The following is a 17,217-nucleotide window of genomic DNA, read 5'->3' on the forward strand; positions in this document are numbered from 1 at the left end:
ACGTCAGGGCGCCGGCAAAGTCAGGGCCGACTGTCGCGTCACGGGTTCGTGGTGGTCGGCGGTCACCGAGCAGAGGCGGCGGTGGACCGAGCGCGACTTCGCCGGGTCAGCGCGGCACCAGGCGCCCCAGCACCGCGACGCCCTCCTCGATCTCCGACGCCGTCCGGGCCGCGTAGCCCAGCACCAGGCCCGGGCGGCCCGGCCGCTGGCGGTGCCAGGACAGCGGCTGGACCTTCACCCCCTCCGCCAGCGCGGCCGCCGCCACCGCGACGTCGTCGGCCTCGCCGTCGAACGTGATAGTCAGGTGCAGACCGGCCGCCGCGCCGTGGACCCGCGCGGCCGGCATCGACGTCGCCAAGGCCCGGATCATCGCGTCCCGGCGACGCCGGTGGCGGGCCCGCACCACGCGCAGCTGCCGCTCCAGCTCGCCCGTCTCCATCAGCCGGGCCAGCACCAGCTGGGCCAGCACCGCGTTGCCCAGGTCCGCGAAACGCTTCGCCGCCACCAGGTCGTCGCGGAACCGGGGCGGCGCCAGCAGCCAGCCCACCCGCAGCGCGGGCGCCAGCAGCTTCGACACGCTCCCCGTGTAGCAGACCTCCGGCAGCATCGACCGCACCGCGGGCACCGGCGCGCGGTCGTAACGGTGCTCGGCGTCGTAGTCGTCCTCCACCACGATCCCGCCGCCGGCCACCCAGCGCATCAGCTCGCGGCGGCGCTCGCCGCCCAGCACCACGCCCATCGGGAACTGGTGGGCGGGCGTCAGCAGCACCGCCGGCGCGCGCAGATCGGCCACGCGGACGCCGTCGTCGTCCACCGGGACCGGCGGGGTCGCCAGGCCGCAGTGGTGCAGGTGCTGGCGCGCGCCCAGCGAGCCCGGGTCCTCGACCGCGATCTCCGAGATCCCGTGCTGCCGCAGCACCTCCCCCAGCAGCGTCAGCGCCTGCGCGACCCCGGCCACCACGATGATTTCGCCCGGGTCGACGCGGATGCCCCGGTTGCGCGCCAGCCAGTGCGACACCGCCCGCCGCATCGACGGCGCGCCGCGCGGGTCGCCGTAGCCGAAGTGGGACGGCTCCAGCTCGTCCAGCACCGCCCGCTCGGCACGCAGCCACGCCGCGCGCGGGAACGCCGTCAGGTCCGGAACGCCGGGCGTCAGGTCGAGCCGGGCCGGGATCGCGCGGATCGCGTCGAAGACCTCGACGCCGGGCAGCGGCGTGATCACCTTCGACGGCACCCGGGCGGGCGCGGGGTCCGGCGGCAGCACCGGCGCGGCGACCACGACCGTGCCCGCACGGCCGCGCCCGGCGGCGTGCCCGTCGTCGATGAGCCGCTGGTAGGCCTCGGTGACGACGCCGCGCGACACCCGCAGCTCGGCCGCCAGCACCCGGGACGCGGGCAGCCGGCCGCCGACCGGGAGCCTGCCGTCGGCGATCGCGGCGCGCAGCCGGGCCGCCAGCCAGTCCGCGAGGCCGCCCGGCGGGGCCTCGCGCACGTCGAGCTGGAGGAAATCCGATCCTATGGACCCCTCCGAAGGAGCTGCTTTGGCTCTGTCCACCGGACCATTGTCGCAGCACGCTGGGCTCATGGACACCACTTACGTGCACGGGTACGCCGCTCCCGAAGCCCGCCGCCTCGGCGACCAGGCCGACACCCTCGCCGCCCTCCTGCACGACGGCACGGCGTTCCCCGCCGGCAGCCGCGTGCTCGAGGTCGGCTGCGGCGTCGGCGCCCAGACCGTCCACCTCGCGGCCCGCAGCCCGGACGCGCACCTGACCGCGATCGACGTCTCCGCAGCGTCGCTGCGGCAGGCCGCCGCCCGGGTCCCCGGCGTCGACTTCCGCCAGGCCGACCTGTTCGCCCTCGACGGCGAGTACGACCACCTCTTCGTCTGCTTCGTGCTGGAACACCTGCCGGAGCCGGAGAAGGCCCTCGCCCACCTGAAGACCCTGCTGCGGCCCGGCGGCACGCTCACCGTGATCGAGGGCGACCACGGCTCGGCGTTCTTCCACCCGCGCAGCGAGCCCGCCCAGGCCGCGATCGACTGCCTCGTCCGCCTCCAGGCCGACGCCGGCGGTGACGCGCTGATCGGGCGGCGGCTGTACCCGCTGCTCGCCGGCGCCGGCTTCGACGACGTCGTGGTCGAGCCGCGGACCGTCTACGTCGACGCGTCCCGGCCCGGGCTGGTCACCGGGTTCACCCGCGACACGTTCACCGCGATGGTCGAAGGCGTCGGCGAAACCGCCGTCGCCCGGGGTCTGGCGACCACCGAGAGCTGGGCTCGCGGGGTCGCGGACCTGCGGCGGACCGAAACCGGGACCTTCCACTACACGTTCTTCAAGGCCACCGCGAGGACGTCGTGATCACCCGCCGGCTCGCGGGTAGCACCAATTTCGTCGACCGCGACCGCGAACGGCTGGAAAACGACCTCGCCGCGCTCGACCGCCGTCACCCGACGGTGCGGTCCAAGGCGGCGAGGTGGTGGCGGACGCGGATCGCGCCCGGCACGCACTCCCCCGCGTAGCAGGCCAGCGCGCGTTCCCAGTGCTCGCGCGCGGCCACCGCGTCGCCGAGTCCACAGTGGACTTCACCGAGACCGCAGTGGGCACGGCCCTGTTCGGGACCGCACCCGGTCTTCTTGGCCGCGGCGAGCGCGGCGCGGTGGTGGTCGAGGGCGTCCGACGCCGCTCCCCGCGCCGCCGCCACCGCGCCCAGGCTGTTGAGCACGCGGGATTCGACGCCCCGGTCACCGCATTCCCGGGCCAGGCCCAGCGCTTCTTCCAGGTGCCGGGCCGCTTCCTCAGGCCGCCCCTGCGCCAGCCGGACGTCGCCGAGGTGCTTCAGGGCGACCCCGCGGTTGGTCGGGCTGCCCGTCTCGCGCGCGATTTCCATCGCCCGCTCGAGGTGCTGCGCGGCTTCGTCGTACCGGCCGCGCGCGTGCTCGATGTCACCGAGGATGCCGAGCGCGTACCCCTCGCTCACCCGCACGCCCATGGCCCGGAAGTGCTCGAGCCCTTCCGCCAGCGAGCGCGCGGCTTCGTCGTGGTCGCCTTGCGCCGACAACGCGTCACCGAGGTTCACCAGCGCGTAGCCCTCGCTGGTGCGGTCGGCGGTTTCGCGCGCGAGCGCCAGGGCTTCCCGGTGGTACCCGGCCGCTTCCGCGTACCGGCCGATGCCGCGGCACGAGCAGCCGAGCACGATCAGGACCAGGCCTTCGCTGGTGCGGTCGCCCGTCTTCCTGGCCACCGCCAGCGCTTCCGTCGAGTAGGTGATCGCTTCGGCGAACCGGCCGAGCGCGCGGCAGACCAGGCCGAGCGTGTTGAGGACGTGGATTTCGGTGCGCCGGTCGCCGGTTTCGCGGACGAGGACGAGCGCCTCTTCCAGGTACCGCCGCGCTTCCCGCGACCGGCCGACGCGCCAGTGGCCGAGCGCGATCAGGGTCAGCGGTTCGGCTTCGGCGGCGCGGTCGCCGGCGTCGTGCGCCAGCGCGGACGCGTGCGTGTGCAGCACCAGCGCTTCTTCGTGGTAGCCGCCGACGTCGAGGTGGTGCCAGAGGATCCCGGACAGCAGGCGCAGGTGGTCGGCCCAGCCGTGCCGGGTGGCGTGCGCGGCGACGGCGAGCAGGTTGCGCCGCTCGGCTTCCAGCCACGCTTGCGCCTCGATCACCTTGACGTCGGGGTCGGGCACGACCGGCCGCAGGTGCCGTTCCTGCGGCAGGACGACGTCCATGGCCTGGGCGGCGGAACGGACGTAGCAGTCGAACAGCCGCTCCTGGGCCGCGTGGCTCTCGTCCGGCTCGGCGGCCGCGAGCTCGGCGGCGTAGACGCGCAGCAGGTCGTGCAGCTGGACGCGGTCGTCGCCGGTGTGCTGCACGAGGTGGGCGCGCACCAGCACGCCGGTCAGCCGCTCGGCCTCGGGGAGCGGGACGTCGGCGAGCGCGGCGATGGTGACCGGCGTCAGGTCGCGGCCCGGGTGCAGACCGCAGAGCCGGAAGACGCGCGCGGCGTCGGAGGGCAGGTGCCGGTAGGACCACGAGAACACCGCGCGGACGGCGGTCAGCGGGTCGCCGCCGCCGTCGAGCAGGTCGAGCCGCCGCCGTTCGTCGGCCAGCTCCGCCGCCAGCGCGGCGAGCCGCTCCCCTTCCCGGCCGAGGGCCAGCTCGGCGACCAGCCGCAGGGCCAGCGGCAGCCGGGCCGAGTACCCGATCAGCGCCGCGGTGGCCTCGGGTTCTTCGTCGACGCGCGGGCCGAGCAGCGCCCGCAGGAGGTCACGGGCTTCGGTGTCGGTGAGCAGGTCGACGAGCACCCGGCGGGCGCCGTGCCGGGCGACCAGCCCGGGCAGCGCGTCCCGGCTGGTCACCAGCACCAGGCACGTCGGCGAGCCGGGCAGCAGCGGGCGGACCTGCGCCACCGAGCCCGCGTTGTCCAGCACCAGCAGCATCCGGCGGCCGGCGAGCGCGGTGCGGAACTTCGCCGCGCGCTCGTCCGGCTCGGTCGGGATGTCGGTGCCGGGGACGCCGAGCGCGCGCAGGAAGCCGGACAGCGCGTCGCCCGGCTCCACCGGCCGGACCGTGCCGTAGCCGTGCAGGTCGAGGTAGAGCTGCCCGTCGGGGAACTCGCCGGGCGAGCGCTGCGCCCAGTGCACGGCGAGCGCGGTCTTGCCCACCCCGCCGGTGCCGGAGAGGACGGCGATGCGCGCGCCGGTGTCGCCGTCTTCGCGGCGCAGCAGCGAGTCCAGCTCGGCCAGCTGGGTGACGCGGCCGCGGAAGCCGGGGACGTCGGCGGGCAGCTGCGCCGGGACGCGGGCCGGGGGCTCGGGGCCGGCGAAGTCCTGCCGCAGGACCTGGCGGTGGACGGCGCGCAGCTCCGGGCCGGGCTCGATGCCCAGCTCCTCGGCGAGCCGCCGGCGTATCTCCTCGAAGACGTCCAGCGCGGCGGCCTGCCGCCCGGACTCGGCGAGCACCAGCACCAGCCGGGCGTGCGCGGACTCGTTGAGCGGCTCCTCCGCGGTCAGCACCCGCAGCTGCACCGCCGCGTCCTCGGGGGCCGCGACCCCGGCGTAGGCCATCACGGCCTTGGCGCGCCGCATCGCGAGCGCGAGGCGGGCGGGGTGCTGGCGCAGGCGCTCGACGTCGGCGAGGGCCGGCCCGCGCCAGAGTTCGAGGGCCTCGCCGGGGGCGTCGCGCGCCAGGAGGGCATCGAACTCCAGCAGGTCGAGCTCGCTTTCGCCGGCGGAGAGCCGGTAGCCGCCCTTGTCGGTGGCGATGAGGTCGGCGGGCCGCAGCGCCCGCCGCAGCCGGGCGACGTAGGTGTGGAGCAGGTCCAGGCACGACGGCGGCGGCTCGTCCCAGACGACGTCGACGAGGTCCTCGCGCCGGACGGTCCGGTTCGGCTGCAGGGCGAGCAGCGCGAGGATCAGCCGCTGCTTCTCCGCGCCGATCTCGACCGGCTCGTCACCCCGCGACACCGTCAGCGGGCCCAGCACGCCGATCCGCACCGGCTCGGGCGGGGCTTCGGCGAGCACTTCCCGCAGCCGCCGTTCGGTCTCCGGGCGCGGCCGCCGGACGTTGCCGAGCTCGGCGTTGCGCACCGCGCGGAGGCTCAGCCCGGCGCGCTCGGCGAGCTGCGCCTGAGTGAGCCCGGCGAGCACGCGGCGCGCACGGAGCCACCCGGCGAACGACCGGCCTTCGTCCACAGGCGTCCTCTCCCGCGTACCCGAGCGGAACGTACCCCTCAAGCATCACGATCGTGCCTCCCCACCTGTACCACCGAACGGCGAAGATAACCGTTTCCGCAGGTACCGACCGTGACCGCGGCGTGACTCGGCAGTACAGACGCTCGTCCACCACGAGTTCCTAAGCTTTCTCCCGTCCGGTGGTGACGAGGGGTTCGCGGAGCAGCCGTCGCGTGGGGTACGACGGCTGCACCCCGGGCTTTCAGACGCCGAAGCGCTCCAGCAGGGCGCGTACGGCGGCTGGGTCCTCGACGTGGGCGTTGTGCCCGAGGCCGGCGAGGGTGACCGCGTCCGGGTCCAGCGCACGCAACTGGCCGGGACAGCACATGGGGTCGTGCTCGCCCGCCGCCAGCACGACCGGGCACCGCGCCGCGGCGAGCAGCGCCGGCATGTCCGGTGCGCCGACGCCGAACGCGGCCGGGTCCATCGCGAGGCGCCAACCTCCCTCGGTCTCGCGAAGCCCGGCCGGGTCCGCGGGCGCGATCCCGAGCAGCCCGGACACCTTCAGGTACGCCTGCTCGGCGTCCACCCGCGTCTCGAACACCCGCGGCGGCTTGGCCGCGAAGCTCGCCGCGCGCCCGAGGTCATCCTGGCTCCACTCGACCTTCACCCCGAGCGCGAGCACGCCGGCGACCTCGACGTCGTACTTCCCGGACGCCAGTTCCAGCGCCAGCACCCCGCCGAGCGAATGACCGGCGACGACGTACGGGCCGTGCTCCGGCAGCGCGCGGGCGACGGCGGCGGTGAGCGTCCCGAAGCTGTAGTGCGGCAGCGGCGAGGACGGGCCGTGGCCGGGCAGGTCGGGCACCAGGACGCGGCGGGCGAGCGGCGGGGTGAAGTGGGCCCAGACCGCACCGGTCGCGCCGAGGCCGTGCAGGAGGACGACGGCCGGTTCGCCCTCGCCGCCGGTGCGCATGTTCAGGGTGTCCATCCGCGCAGCTTCCCAAATTGTCGGTGGGCGCGGCTAGGGTCGGCGGCGTGGCGATCACCGATCCGGACACCTACGTGCGAGGTGTCCCGTACGACGAGCTGGCGCGGCTGCGGCGCGCCGGCCCGGTGGTGCGCGTCGACGACTTCTGGGCCGTGCTCGGGCACGCCGAGGTGCGGCGGGTGCTGCGCGATCCCGCCGCGTTTTCCTCGCAGCTCGGCGGGACCCAGATCCGCGACGCGGCCGACCTCGCCTACGTGCGCCGGATGATGCTGAACATGGACCCGCCGGAGCACGGCAGGCTGCGGGGGTTGCTGACGAAGGCGTTCACGCCGAGGGCGATCGCGAAGCTGACTTCGCAGATCGAGACGTGGGCGCGGGATCTCGTCGCATCGGTCGTGGTCCGGGGTGAGTGCGACTTCGCCGCGGTGGCCGCCGATCTGCCGCTGATCACCCTGGCCGGGGTGTTCGGCGTGCCGGAGCGGGATCGGCGGCTGATGTACGACTGGAGCAACCGCGTGATCGGCTACCAGGACGCCGAATACGCGGTCAGCTCGACGGTTTCCGTCGCCGAGGTGAGCGAGCTGGCGCGGGCCGCGCTCGCCGTCCGCCCGTCGCCGGGGCCGGACGGGTCGATGCCGGATCCGCGGACGCGCGCGGGCATGCCGGACCTCTACGCGTACGCGAACGCGCTCGGCGAGCACAAGCGCTCGCACCCGGGTGACGACGTGATGAGCACCCTGATGCGGCACGTCGGCGACGACGGCGGGCGCGTCTCGCTCGCCGAGTTCGAGAACCTGTTCTGGCTGTTTTCCGTGGCGGGCAACGAAACCCTGCGCAACGGCCTGCCCGGCGGGATGCTCGCGCTGCTCTCGCACCCGGCGGAACACCGGCGGCTGCTGGCCGACCGGTCGCTGCTGCCGTCGGCGGTCGAGGAGATGCTCCGGTGGTGGACACCGGTGATGCACTTCCGGCGCACGGCCGTTTCCGACGTCCGGCTGTCCGATGTGGACATCGCGGCCGGGGACAAGGTGGTGGTGTGGTTTTCGGCGGCCAACCGGGATCCGGCCGTGTTCGCTTCCCCGGACACGTTCGACATCGGGCGGACGCCGAACGACCACCTCACCTTCGGCCACGGCCCGCACTTCTGCCTGGGCGCGCACCTGGCGCGGGTGCAGCTGCGGGCGATGTTCGAGGCGGTCCTCGACCTGCTCGGCCCCGTCGAGCTCGCGGGGGAGCCGGTCCGGCTGCGGTCGAACTTCCAGAACGGCCTCAAGTCGCTGCCGATCCGGTGGGGGCGCTGATGGAGATCCGCGAGATGCGGGCGTTCGTCGCGGTCGTCGAAGCCGGGACGATGTCGAAGGCGGCCCGGCAGCTGCACATCAGCCAGCCGGCGTTGTCCCAGACGATCACCGCGCTGGAACGGCGGCTCGGCCTGCAGCTGCTGGTGCGCACGAGCACCGGCGTGCAGACCACCGACGCGGGGACGACGCTGCTGGGCGAGGCACGGGCGGTGCTGGCGCGGCACGAGCAGGCCCTCGCCGCGCTGGCCCGGCACACCACGACGGGGGTGCTACGCGTCGGCATCCCCCTGGAGCTGCCGCCCGAGCTGCTGCCCTCGGCGCTCGCGCGGCTGGCGGCGGCGTACCCGGACACGCGGGTGCAGGCCCGGCACCTGTCGTCGGTGGCGCAGGTGGCGGCGCTGCGGGCGGGCGAGCTGGACGTCGGGCTGGTGCGCGAGCGCCCGCCGGGGCCCGACCTGGACGCGGTGCTCGTCGTGGCGGAAGACGTCGGCGTCCTGCTGGCCGCGGACCTGGCGGAGAAGCTGGGTTCGCCGGTCCGGCTGGAGGACCTGGCCGGGCTGGAGTGGTTCGCGTTCGCCCGCGCGGGCAGCCCGGCCTGGTACGACGAGCTGGCGGCGATCCTGCGCAGCCACGGCCTCGACGTCGGCCCGGAGGTCCCGGAGGAGCAACGGCTGATCGTCGAGCTGAAGATCCCGGCGGTCAACGCGGGCGGGGCGTACGCGTTCGCCCCGCCGCAGTGGCCGTACCCGCTGCCGGACACCGTGCGGTGGGTGCCGCTCGCGGGCAACCCGATCGTCCGGCGGACGTGGGCGGTGTGGCCGGCGGCGGCGCACCGGCGTGACCTCGCGGAGTTCGTCGCCGCGCTGGAGGACCATCGACCGGACTGATCGCGGCCATAAGCAGCGCCGAACGCCGTTCCGGAAGTCCTTTCCGGCGCTCGCGTTTGAACCCTTCGACCGGGGAGACACCCGGGTCGCGGAGGAGTTGAACGATGAGTGCAGATCTGTCCGGGTCGACGGCGCTGGTGACCGGCGGGACGAGCGGCATCGGCCGCGCGACGGCGGTCGCACTGGCCGGGCTCGGCGCCCACGTGGTGCTGTCCGGCCGGGACGCGGCGCGCGGCGCCGAGGTCGTCTCGGCCATCCGCGAGGCGGGCGGCAAGGCCGACTTCGTGGCGGCCGACCTGACCGACGCCGCGTCGGCGCGCGCCCTCGCCGAACGGGCGCGGGAAGTGGGCGGCCCCGTCGACGTGCTGGTGAACAACGCGGGGATCTTCCCGACCGGCCCCACCGCCTCGACGACGGAGCCGGACTTCGACCGCGTGTACGCGATCAACGTGAAGGTGCCGTACTTCCTCGTCGCCGAGCTGGCCCCGGCGATGGCCGAGCGCGGGCGCGGCGCGATCGTCAACGTGTCCACGATGGTCGCGGCGAGGGGTATGACGGGCATGGCCCTGTACGGCTCGGCGAAGGCGGCGGTGGAGCTGCTGACGAAGGCGTGGGCGGCGGAGTTCGGCCCGTCCGGCGTCCGCGTCAACGCGGTCAGCCCCGGCCCGACCCGCACCGAGGGCACGGCGGTCTTCGGCGACGGCCTGGACGAGCTGGCCTCGGCGGGCCCGGCGGGCCGCGTGGCATCCCCGGCCGAGATCGCGGCGGCGATCGCGTTCCTGGTGGCGGACGACGCAAGCTTCGTCCAGGGCGCGATCCTCCCGGTGGACGGCGGCCGGCTGGCGGTGTGAGCCCGGCCGGGACGGCGTCACCGCAGGAAGGTGACGCCGTCCCGCGGGCGCTCGTCGACCGTCAGCGAGAAGACGTCCGGCCGCGCGTAGTGGCCCGACACATCAAGACTGTGCCGTGCCGCCACGATCTCCTCGCGGTCGATCTCCGCCGTGATCAGGCCTTCCGCGTCCCGCAGCGGCCCGGCCAGCACGTCGCCCAGCGGACCCACGATCACGCTGCCGCCGCGGAACGGGTCGTCGCCGCCGGTCTCGTACGGGCACGCCGAAATCACGAAACACCGGCCCTCGTCGGCGATGTGGCGCATCGACGCCTGCCAGACGTCGCGGTCGTCCGCCGTCGGGGCGCACCAGATTTCGACGCCCTTCGCGTACATCGCCGCCCTGAACAGCGGCATGTGGTTCTCCCAGCAGATCGCCGCGCCCGCCAGGCCCGCCGCCGTCGGGACCGCCGGGAGGGTCGAGCCGTCGCCGCGGCCCCAGGCGAGGCGCTCGCGGGCGGTCGGGACCAGCTTGCGGTGCTTGGCGACCAGCCCGAGGTGCGGGTCGAGGAACACCGCCGTGCTGTAGAGCGTCGAGCCGTCGCGCTCGATGACGCCGGCCACCAGGGTCGTTCCCGTGCGGGCCGCGAGCCCGGCCAGCGCCGAAACTTCCGGCCCCGGAACCAGTACCGACGCGGCGAAGTACGCCACGAACGGCACCCGGCCCGGGTACCCGCCGAGCACGGCCTCCGGCAGGACCACCAGGTCGGCGCCGCGGATCTCGTCCTCGAACGCCAGGATCCGCCCGACGTCGACACCCGTGCCGAGCTGCAGCGCGCCGACGACCGTCATCCGCGGGCCGGCCACGGAACGACGGCGGACGTCCGCCGCTGGTAGTCCGCGTACTCCGGGTAGCGCGACTTCGTGATGCTCTCGGTGAACTTCGTCGATCCGACGAACAGCAGCGTGAGCAGCACCGCGCCGGCGACCGTCCACTGCAGACCGCCGGCGACGATCCCGAACACCGCGATCACCCACCACTGCGCCTGCTCGAAGAAGAAGTTCGGGTGCCGCGAAAAGCGGAACAGCCCGCTCTGCAGGAACCGCGTCGGCGCGCGGCCCGCGTGCTTCTCGCGGTGGAACACCCACTGCTGCTGGTCCGCGACCGTCTCGCCGGCCAGGAACGCCAGGAAGACCACCGCGACGACGACGTCCGCCACCCCGAACGAGCCCTGGTGCTCCGAAGCGGTCAACGCGGGCAGCGTGATCAGCAGCAGGATCGCGTTCTGGTACAGCGAGATGAAGAAGAAGTTGAACACCTGGAACTGCCACGGCGCCATCCGTTCGCGCAGCACCGCCCACCGGTAGTCCTCGCCGCCGGGGGCGTAACCACCCTTCCGGGCGAAGTTGAACGTCAGCCGGATCCCCCACAGGGTGACCAGCGCGAACATCACGTTCAGCCGGGTGTCGGCGAACCCGGCGTCGGCCGCGAAGATCGCCAGGTACGCGACCGGGACGATCGACCAGATCCGGTCCACCCAGGAGTACTCCCTGGTCAGCACGGAAGCCAGCCAGGTGCCGAGCGTCACCCCGGCGAAGACGTAGAGGCAGACCCGCAACGCGTCCATCCCCTCACAATAGGACTTAAGATCGGCGGCATGAACCTGCCGCTGCGGGAACGGAAGATCGACGTCTTCTTCCTGCACGGAACACCGACCTTCGAGTCCGCAGAGCACAGGCTCCTTTGACCCTGGTGGGACCGCTGGCAGTCACCTGCAATTGATTGCTGTTGACGGCTGCGCCACGGAACCTGGACGGAACAAGATCCCTCGTAACAGGGAACTGATCAACTGCGACCGCCGGTCATGAAACTGACCATCATCATCGCCGCAGCCGCTCTCACACTTGCGGCTTGTTCCTCCACGTCCACCGACATCCCCGCTTCGCCGACGGGGAGCGAGCCAGTCGCAGAGAAGGTCACTCTCACGGTGGGAGGTCTCGGAGCAGACCAGATCGCGTACACCGACCCGACCGCATCCGGTGGGGTTCGCACCGAGCAGATCCCCGGTCTCTCCACCCCGGTCTCCCACAAGATCACCGTTGACAAGGGCAGCACTGTGTCCGTCACCCTCTCCGGGTTTGCCGACCGGCCGGTGACCGAGTGCACGATCACCGACGCGACAGACCAGGTGGTCTACATCCGAGGAAAGGATCAGTGCACGTATGTCGCCAACTGACGACGGCCCGGTCGCTGACGACTACGACCTTGAGGGATTCGCGGAGAAGCTGAAGCGCGACCGCGACGGTCACCAGGCTCTCTATGAGACGACCGGCAGGGAAGCTGACCGGGCCTACGCGGCGGCCTATGCCCAAGCTCTTCATGAGCTGTTTGCCGCCACCTATGGCGACTTCGGCGAACCTCTCGCCATCTACAACCCGGACCAGAAGTAAGGCGGTCCCCGACCGGTGTGCAACCACCGTCGGGGACCTCGATCGGAGATGGAGTCCGACCGTGACGCAGACACTAGCGCCAGCTGGTGAAGACCTGGTGACAGCGATCCGCCAGCACTACCGGGAGGCTGAGGAACGGGGCGAGAAGCCCCCAGGCCGGCCGACGCTGGCCACCCTCACCGGGGCCACCGACCACCAGATCAGGAAGGCCCTGGCGGCGTTGGAGGAGGAGCTGGCGGCAGTCACCGCCAGCGAACCGCCAGCGCCGCCAGAAGAGGACACCAGCGCAGGTCAGAGCCCCACCAGCGCACCGCCAGCGCCGCCAGAAGAGGACACCAGCGCAGGTCAGAGCCCCACCAGCGCACCGCCAGCGGGCGGCATGTTCGTGGCTTGGGCAGGGTTCGTGTTCGGCTCCGTCGTGTCCATCGCAGCCAACGTCTTGGCCGCCCGGATCCCGCCTGGCGACGCTGGCGCCAACTGGTCACCAAGTCTGGTGGCTCAGCTCGGAGCGGCAGTCTGGCCGGTCGCGTTGCTCATCGCGGTCGAGGTGCTTTCGCGGGTGCAGTGGCCTGCTGGTGGACTCTGGCGGTTCGCCAGGTTCGGCGGTGTCGGGCTCGTGGCAGCGGGCTCAGCGGTCATCTCCTACGGCCACATCCGGGACGTGCTGACGACCTGGGGTTACAGCGGACTCGGTGCCGGCGTCGGCCCGCTGGTGATCGACGGACTCATGGTCGTGTCAGGGTTCGCACTACTGGCAAAAGGTAGCTCTAAGTGACTGGACATGATGTCCGGCTGATCTTGGACATGATGTCCGGGCGGACAGGATCCGGTCATGATGGCCAGTCATCATGACCGTACGCCCTGAGCTGGCGAAACAGTGCCAGGAAGGCGGCTTGGACATGATGACTGGCCACGGCAGCGGAGACCGCTCGACACCTCTGCGACCAGCAACAACGCGGGCACAACCGTTCCCAGCGGTCAACTCTGGACATCATGTCCAAGCCGCCCAAACCGAACACTAGGAGTAACCATGAGTGCCAGCAACACCCGTCGTCGCGTCACTGCCCCAAGTGTGAGCGCCGGCGGATCTGGCCGCTTCCGCAGCGGCTCCCTCACGCAGGCTGCGGAGCAGTACTCGGCAGCCCTCTCACGTCCCGCCGCAGACACCACGATCCTCCGCGGCATGGACGCTGTTCTCGTGGACCTTGCCGCTTCCCTGAGGGTCGTCGAGGGCGGCATGACGACCCTTGGACGGGTCCTTGAAGAGGGCATGCCCGCTGAGCACGCTCTTCACGTATCGCTGACGACGCTGGCGACGCAGATCCGGCAGGCGGCGAACGAGGCGGAGCTTGTGCAGATGGAGCAGCGCCGGCGGAACGCAGCCGACTGGGAGCGCATCGAGAACGCTCCCCGGGCCAACGAGCGTGGCTACGACTGGGGGGCGAACCAGCAGTAGCGAGGTCGCGGCGATGGCAGCGTGGGCAGTTGAGCAGCGCAGGAGTGATGTGGGTAATACCCACATGCCCACAATGGGTGTATCGTAGTGCGCCTGAGAGATAGCAACTTGCCCGCACTGGAGGGCACCATGACGACCATCGAAGGATTCCAGCCCGTCAACGAAGTCGCAGCTGACAACCGCGGACGCGTAGCGCTCGGCAAGGCCGGGGCAAACTCGGACGACCGCTACGCCGTATCGAGGAACAGCGAAGGCGCCATCCTGCTCACGCCGCTAGCTTCCATTCCCCGCCGGGAGCTGCTGGTGTGGGAGAATGATGAACTCCGCGCAAGCCTGTTCCGCGGCCTCGCCGAAGTCGCCGAGGGCAAGGCTCGCGCCTTGGACTGGGTGACCAGCGACGTTGACCTAACCGAGGACGACGACGACGAGTGAGTGCACCACCCTTCCGCCTGATCTACAGCCCGCAAGCCGCGTCTGTCCTCGAAGATCTGCGAGCTAAGGCTCAGTATGCGCGGAAGCTGAAAAAGGTCAGGAAGGCTCTCGCCTTCTTGAAGACGTACGGACCGTCATACCCAGGACTCCAGACCCATCCCATGGAGTCGATACCTGGGCCGAACGGGAAGACGCTGTACCAGTCGTACGTCGAGAACAGAACTCCGAGTGCCTGGCGGATTTGGTGGATCTACGGCCCTGATGAAGATCAGATCAGCGTCGTAGCCATCGGCCCTCATCCCGACTGATCGCCATGTGGCCCGCCTCGCAACACAGGTAGGCTGGCGCGGTACCTCTTCGCGGAGGAACGCCCCCGGGTAGCTCCCGGGGGCACGCGGAGAGGTCGACTCCGCGAATGAAGGTGGTCTTCGTGACCGACGACCTGAACGAGTTCGGTGATCGGCTGCGTGAGCTGAGGGCTTGGCGCGGGCTGAACATGCGCACGGCCGCCGACCTTGCTGGCATTTCCCACGCCTACTGGGGTTACATCGAGCGCGGCGAGAAGGCCGTGAACAACCGGCAGGTACTCGAAGCGATCGCGACAGCGATGCGCGTGGCTCCGTTCGAGCTGACGCGCAAGCCGCACTTGCCCACTGACCCGGAGACACGGGGCGCTCAGTCGCGGATGGTCGAGTTGATCGACGTGCTGTCCGGGTACCGCGTGGGCGAGCGCCCCGACATTCAGCCACGCCCCTGGGATCAGGTGGTAGCTGAGTCCCTCGAGCTACACCTAGTGCACCGTCCCGCTTGCGCGTACGCCACTGAGCTGGAGATCCTCCCGCGCCTGATCAAGGAACTGCTGCTCTACTCCACAGGCGGTCCACACCACGCTGAAGCTCTAACCCATCTGATCCAGGTCTATGACGTGGTGGCGTCGCTAACTGGGCGCCTGGGCTACGTCGGATCGCCGCCGCTGGCGATCGAACGCATGCATGCAGCAGCGGCCGAGCTGGGCGACCCACAGTGGTGTTCCGCCGTCGACTGGGTACGGGCGCAGACTCTGTCCGGCACCGACAGGGCGAGGCAGTACGAACTAGCAGTTCACGTCGCCGACTCAGCGCCCCGTGAACGGCCCGAGGTGTTCGGGATGGCACACCTCACGGCCTCCATTGCTTCGGCCGCGCAGGGGCAGGCTGACACGGCGCGGATGCATCTCGACGAAGCGGCACAGATCGCGGAGCTGATCGAACCCGATGTGTCCCCGTGGCCGTTGTCGATGATGGTCTTCGGTCGGACGAACGTCGGCATTTGGAAGGTTTCCATCGGTGTCGAGTTGGGCGACGGGCCCCGGGTAGCCGAGACAGCCCGCGGCTTCGACGTGTCGCCTATCAGCGTCTCGCGACAGGTTGCGTTCTGGACTGAGATGGGCCGTGGGCTGCTCGAAGGGCGCCGGACACGCCAAGCCGGACTCGACGCCTTCAAGCGCGCCGACGCGCTGGCGCCCCAGCAGCTGCGTAACAACCACTTCGCTCGAGAAGCGATCGCTAACCAGCTCCGTCACTCGCGTGGTGATGACGGTATGGCACGTGACGTGCGCTACCTGGCATGGCGGATGGGGCTTGCCCCGACCGGGTGAACCGGACAGCTTGTGCACTTCTAGTGCACAAGCTGCGGTTGATCGTCCTTAGCGTCTCTCGTGTGACGGCGCGTGTAGGTGAGATGACCTCCGTGAACGGGGGCGACGAGAGCGGCCGGGTTCCTCTTCAGGACCGGCTCGCCGTCGCCGACCCGACGCCACCCCGGAACGACGGCGAGGTGTTCGCCCGTGCGATCCAAGACGGCAACGTGTGGGTGTGCGCCATCCACCGCGCTCGACTGGTCCCGCGGTCGGTAGCTGCGGGAGCGACGTGGTGACTGCGCTTGACGATCGGCCGCAGCCGCCGTCCCGGCCCCTGGCGACTACCCGGTGGGAGTGGCACGAATTCAACGCCGACGGCTGGGAGCACCTCTACTCGGTCGCCGAACTGACCGACACCCGGGTGGAGCTGCTTCTACCGTGGTGCCTGCTCCGCGCGCCCTACCCCCTCGAGCACGACCGGCAGAGCATCGACCCCGCGCCCCTGCCAGTTCCCCATCACGTGCACTCCGGCGTGTGCCCCGCGTGCGCAGCACACCGTCTCGCCCAGATCCCGCACCCGAGGACCGGCACTGATCTCGATGGCCGTTTCTCGGGCGATCTCGTCGAGGTGGTGACCCGCGTTGGACGCACATGACCGCCAGATGCTCGCAGGGCTCGCCAAGGTCAACAGCGAGATCGGCACCGTGACATTGCAGTTGCTGACCTTGCAGCCCGATGACGCGAACTACGCGGCCGGACTGCGCACGCTTGGCCGGGACCTGGTGCGTATCGGTGCTCAGCTGGCTGCACGCGCCGGGGAACTCGACGGCCGCGTGCTCGATCCTGTCGAGCTGATGGCCGATCCGCAGCCGGAAGCGTCATGAGCGCCGAACAGCTCACTCCCTGCGCGGGCGACACGATCGCTGCGCGCAACGCACGGATGGTGCAGCTGAGCAAGAACGGCGCCACCTACACCGTGATCGCAAAGAAGTTCGGGCTCTCGCTGAGCTGGACGGGCTTCATCTTGCGTTCCAACGGCGCGGCGGTGCCCGAGCACGGCAAAGGTGTCAAGCGCCGCGGAATCGACTGGCCTGCCTTGTGCGACGCGTACGACAGCGGCGACAGCGTCCGCGCCCTCGCTGAAGCTGAGGGCTTGTCCTACGGCACCGTCTACCGCGGCCTTCGGAAGGCCGGCATCACGTTCCGGCCCCGTGGAGGCGACATGTCCAGATGACTCCCGGCCGGTGCGTCTGCTCCATCCTCCCTCTTCGCGGGCGGGCGCACTGGCCGGGTTCCAGCTCCACCGCGGCCACGACAACATGTCCTACCCCGGGGCTCGTGGCCTGGTGGTGTTCCTTCGGCGACAAGAACCGAAGGGCAGGGGCTCCACGTCCTGATGACGTGGAGCCCCTAGCAGTTTCGTTGCGTCGTAGTCATGAATGGTCACGCGCTGGCGTCTTACCCATCATGTAGCTCCGCAAGTCGTCGATGTTGATCTTCCGGCGGCCGTTCCGTACACGCTGAGTGCTCCGCAGTCCCCGCTTGCCGCCGGATTCGTCGTACTCGCGGCACGCCCGCAAGA

The 17,217-nt window shown here is 71.3% G+C and carries 17 protein-coding genes; 12 read left to right on the plus strand and 5 right to left on the minus strand.

Annotation, left to right across the window (positions count from 1 at the left end):
* Positions 1 to 106: 106 nt before the first annotated feature.
* A complete protein-coding gene (locus MUY14_RS26240; protein ID WP_247012831.1) occupies positions 107 to 1,555 on the minus strand; it encodes a PLP-dependent aminotransferase family protein in 1,449 nt (482 codons plus the stop codon).
* 28 nt (positions 1,556 to 1,583) lie between these two features.
* Between MUY14_RS26240 and MUY14_RS26245 the strand changes: the two genes are divergently transcribed.
* Positions 1,584 to 2,360 (plus strand): L-histidine N(alpha)-methyltransferase, encoded by a 777-nt coding sequence (locus tag MUY14_RS26245; protein ID WP_247012833.1) that lies wholly within the window; start codon positions 1,584 to 1,586, stop codon positions 2,358 to 2,360.
* Between the two features lie 85 nt (positions 2,361 to 2,445).
* On the opposite strand, the gene MUY14_RS26250 is transcribed toward MUY14_RS26245, so the two are convergent.
* Positions 2,446 to 5,691 carry a tetratricopeptide repeat protein gene (locus MUY14_RS26250; RefSeq protein WP_247012835.1) on the minus strand — a complete coding sequence of 1,082 codons (3,246 nt, stop codon included), beginning with the start codon at positions 5,689 to 5,691 and terminating at the stop codon, positions 2,446 to 2,448.
* Positions 5,692 to 5,932: 241 nt separating this feature from the next.
* Complete coding sequence (locus MUY14_RS26255) at positions 5,933 to 6,661, minus strand: alpha/beta fold hydrolase (RefSeq protein ID WP_247012837.1); 729 nt, start codon at positions 6,659 to 6,661, stop codon at positions 5,933 to 5,935.
* A gap of 47 nt (positions 6,662 to 6,708) precedes the next feature.
* Here MUY14_RS26255 and MUY14_RS26260 point away from each other — a divergent pair, with 47 nt between their 5' ends.
* From MUY14_RS26260 to MUY14_RS26270, 3 genes are all read left to right on the plus strand, one after another.
* Positions 6,709 to 7,962: a cytochrome P450 gene (locus MUY14_RS26260; protein ID WP_247012839.1), complete on the plus strand. Its 1,254-nt coding sequence runs from the start codon at positions 6,709 to 6,711 to the stop codon at positions 7,960 to 7,962.
* Positions 7,962 to 8,849, plus strand: a complete 888-nt coding sequence (locus MUY14_RS26265; RefSeq protein WP_247012841.1) for a LysR family transcriptional regulator — start codon at positions 7,962 to 7,964, stop codon at positions 8,847 to 8,849. Before MUY14_RS26260 ends, MUY14_RS26265 begins: the two co-directional genes overlap by 1 nt.
* 104 nt (positions 8,850 to 8,953) lie before the next feature.
* The gene (locus MUY14_RS26270) at positions 8,954 to 9,700 is read left to right on the plus strand and encodes an SDR family NAD(P)-dependent oxidoreductase (RefSeq protein WP_247012843.1); all 747 of its coding nucleotides are present in this window, start codon (positions 8,954 to 8,956) and stop codon (positions 9,698 to 9,700) included.
* Between the two features lie 17 nt (positions 9,701 to 9,717).
* Here MUY14_RS26270 and MUY14_RS26275 read toward each other — a convergent pair whose 3' ends face one another.
* Together MUY14_RS26275 and MUY14_RS26280 are read right to left on the minus strand one after the other, a co-directional pair.
* The gene (locus tag MUY14_RS26275; protein ID WP_247012845.1) at positions 9,718 to 10,545 is read right to left on the minus strand and encodes a carbon-nitrogen hydrolase family protein; all 828 of its coding nucleotides are present in this window, start codon (positions 10,543 to 10,545) and stop codon (positions 9,718 to 9,720) included.
* Complete coding sequence (locus MUY14_RS26280) at positions 10,527 to 11,306, minus strand: DUF1295 domain-containing protein (protein ID WP_247012847.1); 780 nt, start codon at positions 11,304 to 11,306, stop codon at positions 10,527 to 10,529. Before MUY14_RS26280 ends, MUY14_RS26275 begins: the two co-directional genes overlap by 19 nt.
* A gap of 237 nt (positions 11,307 to 11,543) precedes the next feature.
* Between MUY14_RS26280 and MUY14_RS26285 the strand changes: the two genes are divergently transcribed.
* The 8 genes from MUY14_RS26285 (at position 11,544) to MUY14_RS26320 (ending at position 16,869) form a co-directional block, all read left to right on the plus strand.
* Complete coding sequence (locus tag MUY14_RS26285; RefSeq protein ID WP_247012849.1) at positions 11,544 to 11,915, plus strand: hypothetical protein; 372 nt, start codon at positions 11,544 to 11,546, stop codon at positions 11,913 to 11,915.
* Entirely contained in the window at positions 11,902 to 12,129 is a 228-nt protein-coding gene (locus MUY14_RS26290; protein ID WP_125306645.1) for a hypothetical protein, read from the plus strand. The genes MUY14_RS26285 and MUY14_RS26290 overlap by 14 nt, the downstream gene beginning before the upstream one ends.
* Positions 12,130 to 12,190: 61 nt before the next feature.
* Positions 12,191 to 12,904, plus strand: a complete 714-nt coding sequence (locus MUY14_RS26295; RefSeq protein ID WP_247012851.1) for a hypothetical protein — start codon at positions 12,191 to 12,193, stop codon at positions 12,902 to 12,904.
* Positions 12,905 to 13,159: 255 nt separating this feature from the next.
* Positions 13,160 to 13,585, plus strand: a complete 426-nt coding sequence (locus MUY14_RS26300) for a hypothetical protein (RefSeq protein ID WP_247012854.1) — start codon at positions 13,160 to 13,162, stop codon at positions 13,583 to 13,585.
* A 129-nt stretch (positions 13,586 to 13,714) separates the two neighbouring features.
* On the plus strand, positions 13,715 to 14,017 hold the full coding sequence (locus tag MUY14_RS26305) for a hypothetical protein (RefSeq protein WP_247012856.1): 303 nt from the start codon (positions 13,715 to 13,717) through the stop codon (positions 14,015 to 14,017).
* A gap of 430 nt (positions 14,018 to 14,447) precedes the next feature.
* On the plus strand, positions 14,448 to 15,653 hold the full coding sequence (locus tag MUY14_RS26310) for a helix-turn-helix domain-containing protein (protein WP_247012858.1): 1,206 nt from the start codon (positions 14,448 to 14,450) through the stop codon (positions 15,651 to 15,653).
* 623 nt (positions 15,654 to 16,276) lie between these two features.
* Positions 16,277 to 16,519, plus strand: a complete 243-nt coding sequence (locus MUY14_RS26315; RefSeq protein ID WP_247012860.1) for a hypothetical protein — start codon at positions 16,277 to 16,279, stop codon at positions 16,517 to 16,519.
* Positions 16,516 to 16,869: a helix-turn-helix domain-containing protein gene (locus tag MUY14_RS26320; RefSeq protein ID WP_247012863.1), complete on the plus strand. Its 354-nt coding sequence runs from the start codon at positions 16,516 to 16,518 to the stop codon at positions 16,867 to 16,869. Before MUY14_RS26315 ends, MUY14_RS26320 begins: the two co-directional genes overlap by 4 nt.
* Positions 16,870 to 17,217 lie beyond the last annotated feature (348 nt).

This window comes from Amycolatopsis sp. FBCC-B4732, from assembly GCF_023008405.1.
Taxonomy (GTDB): Bacteria; Actinomycetota; Actinomycetes; order Mycobacteriales; family Pseudonocardiaceae; genus Amycolatopsis; species Amycolatopsis pretoriensis_A.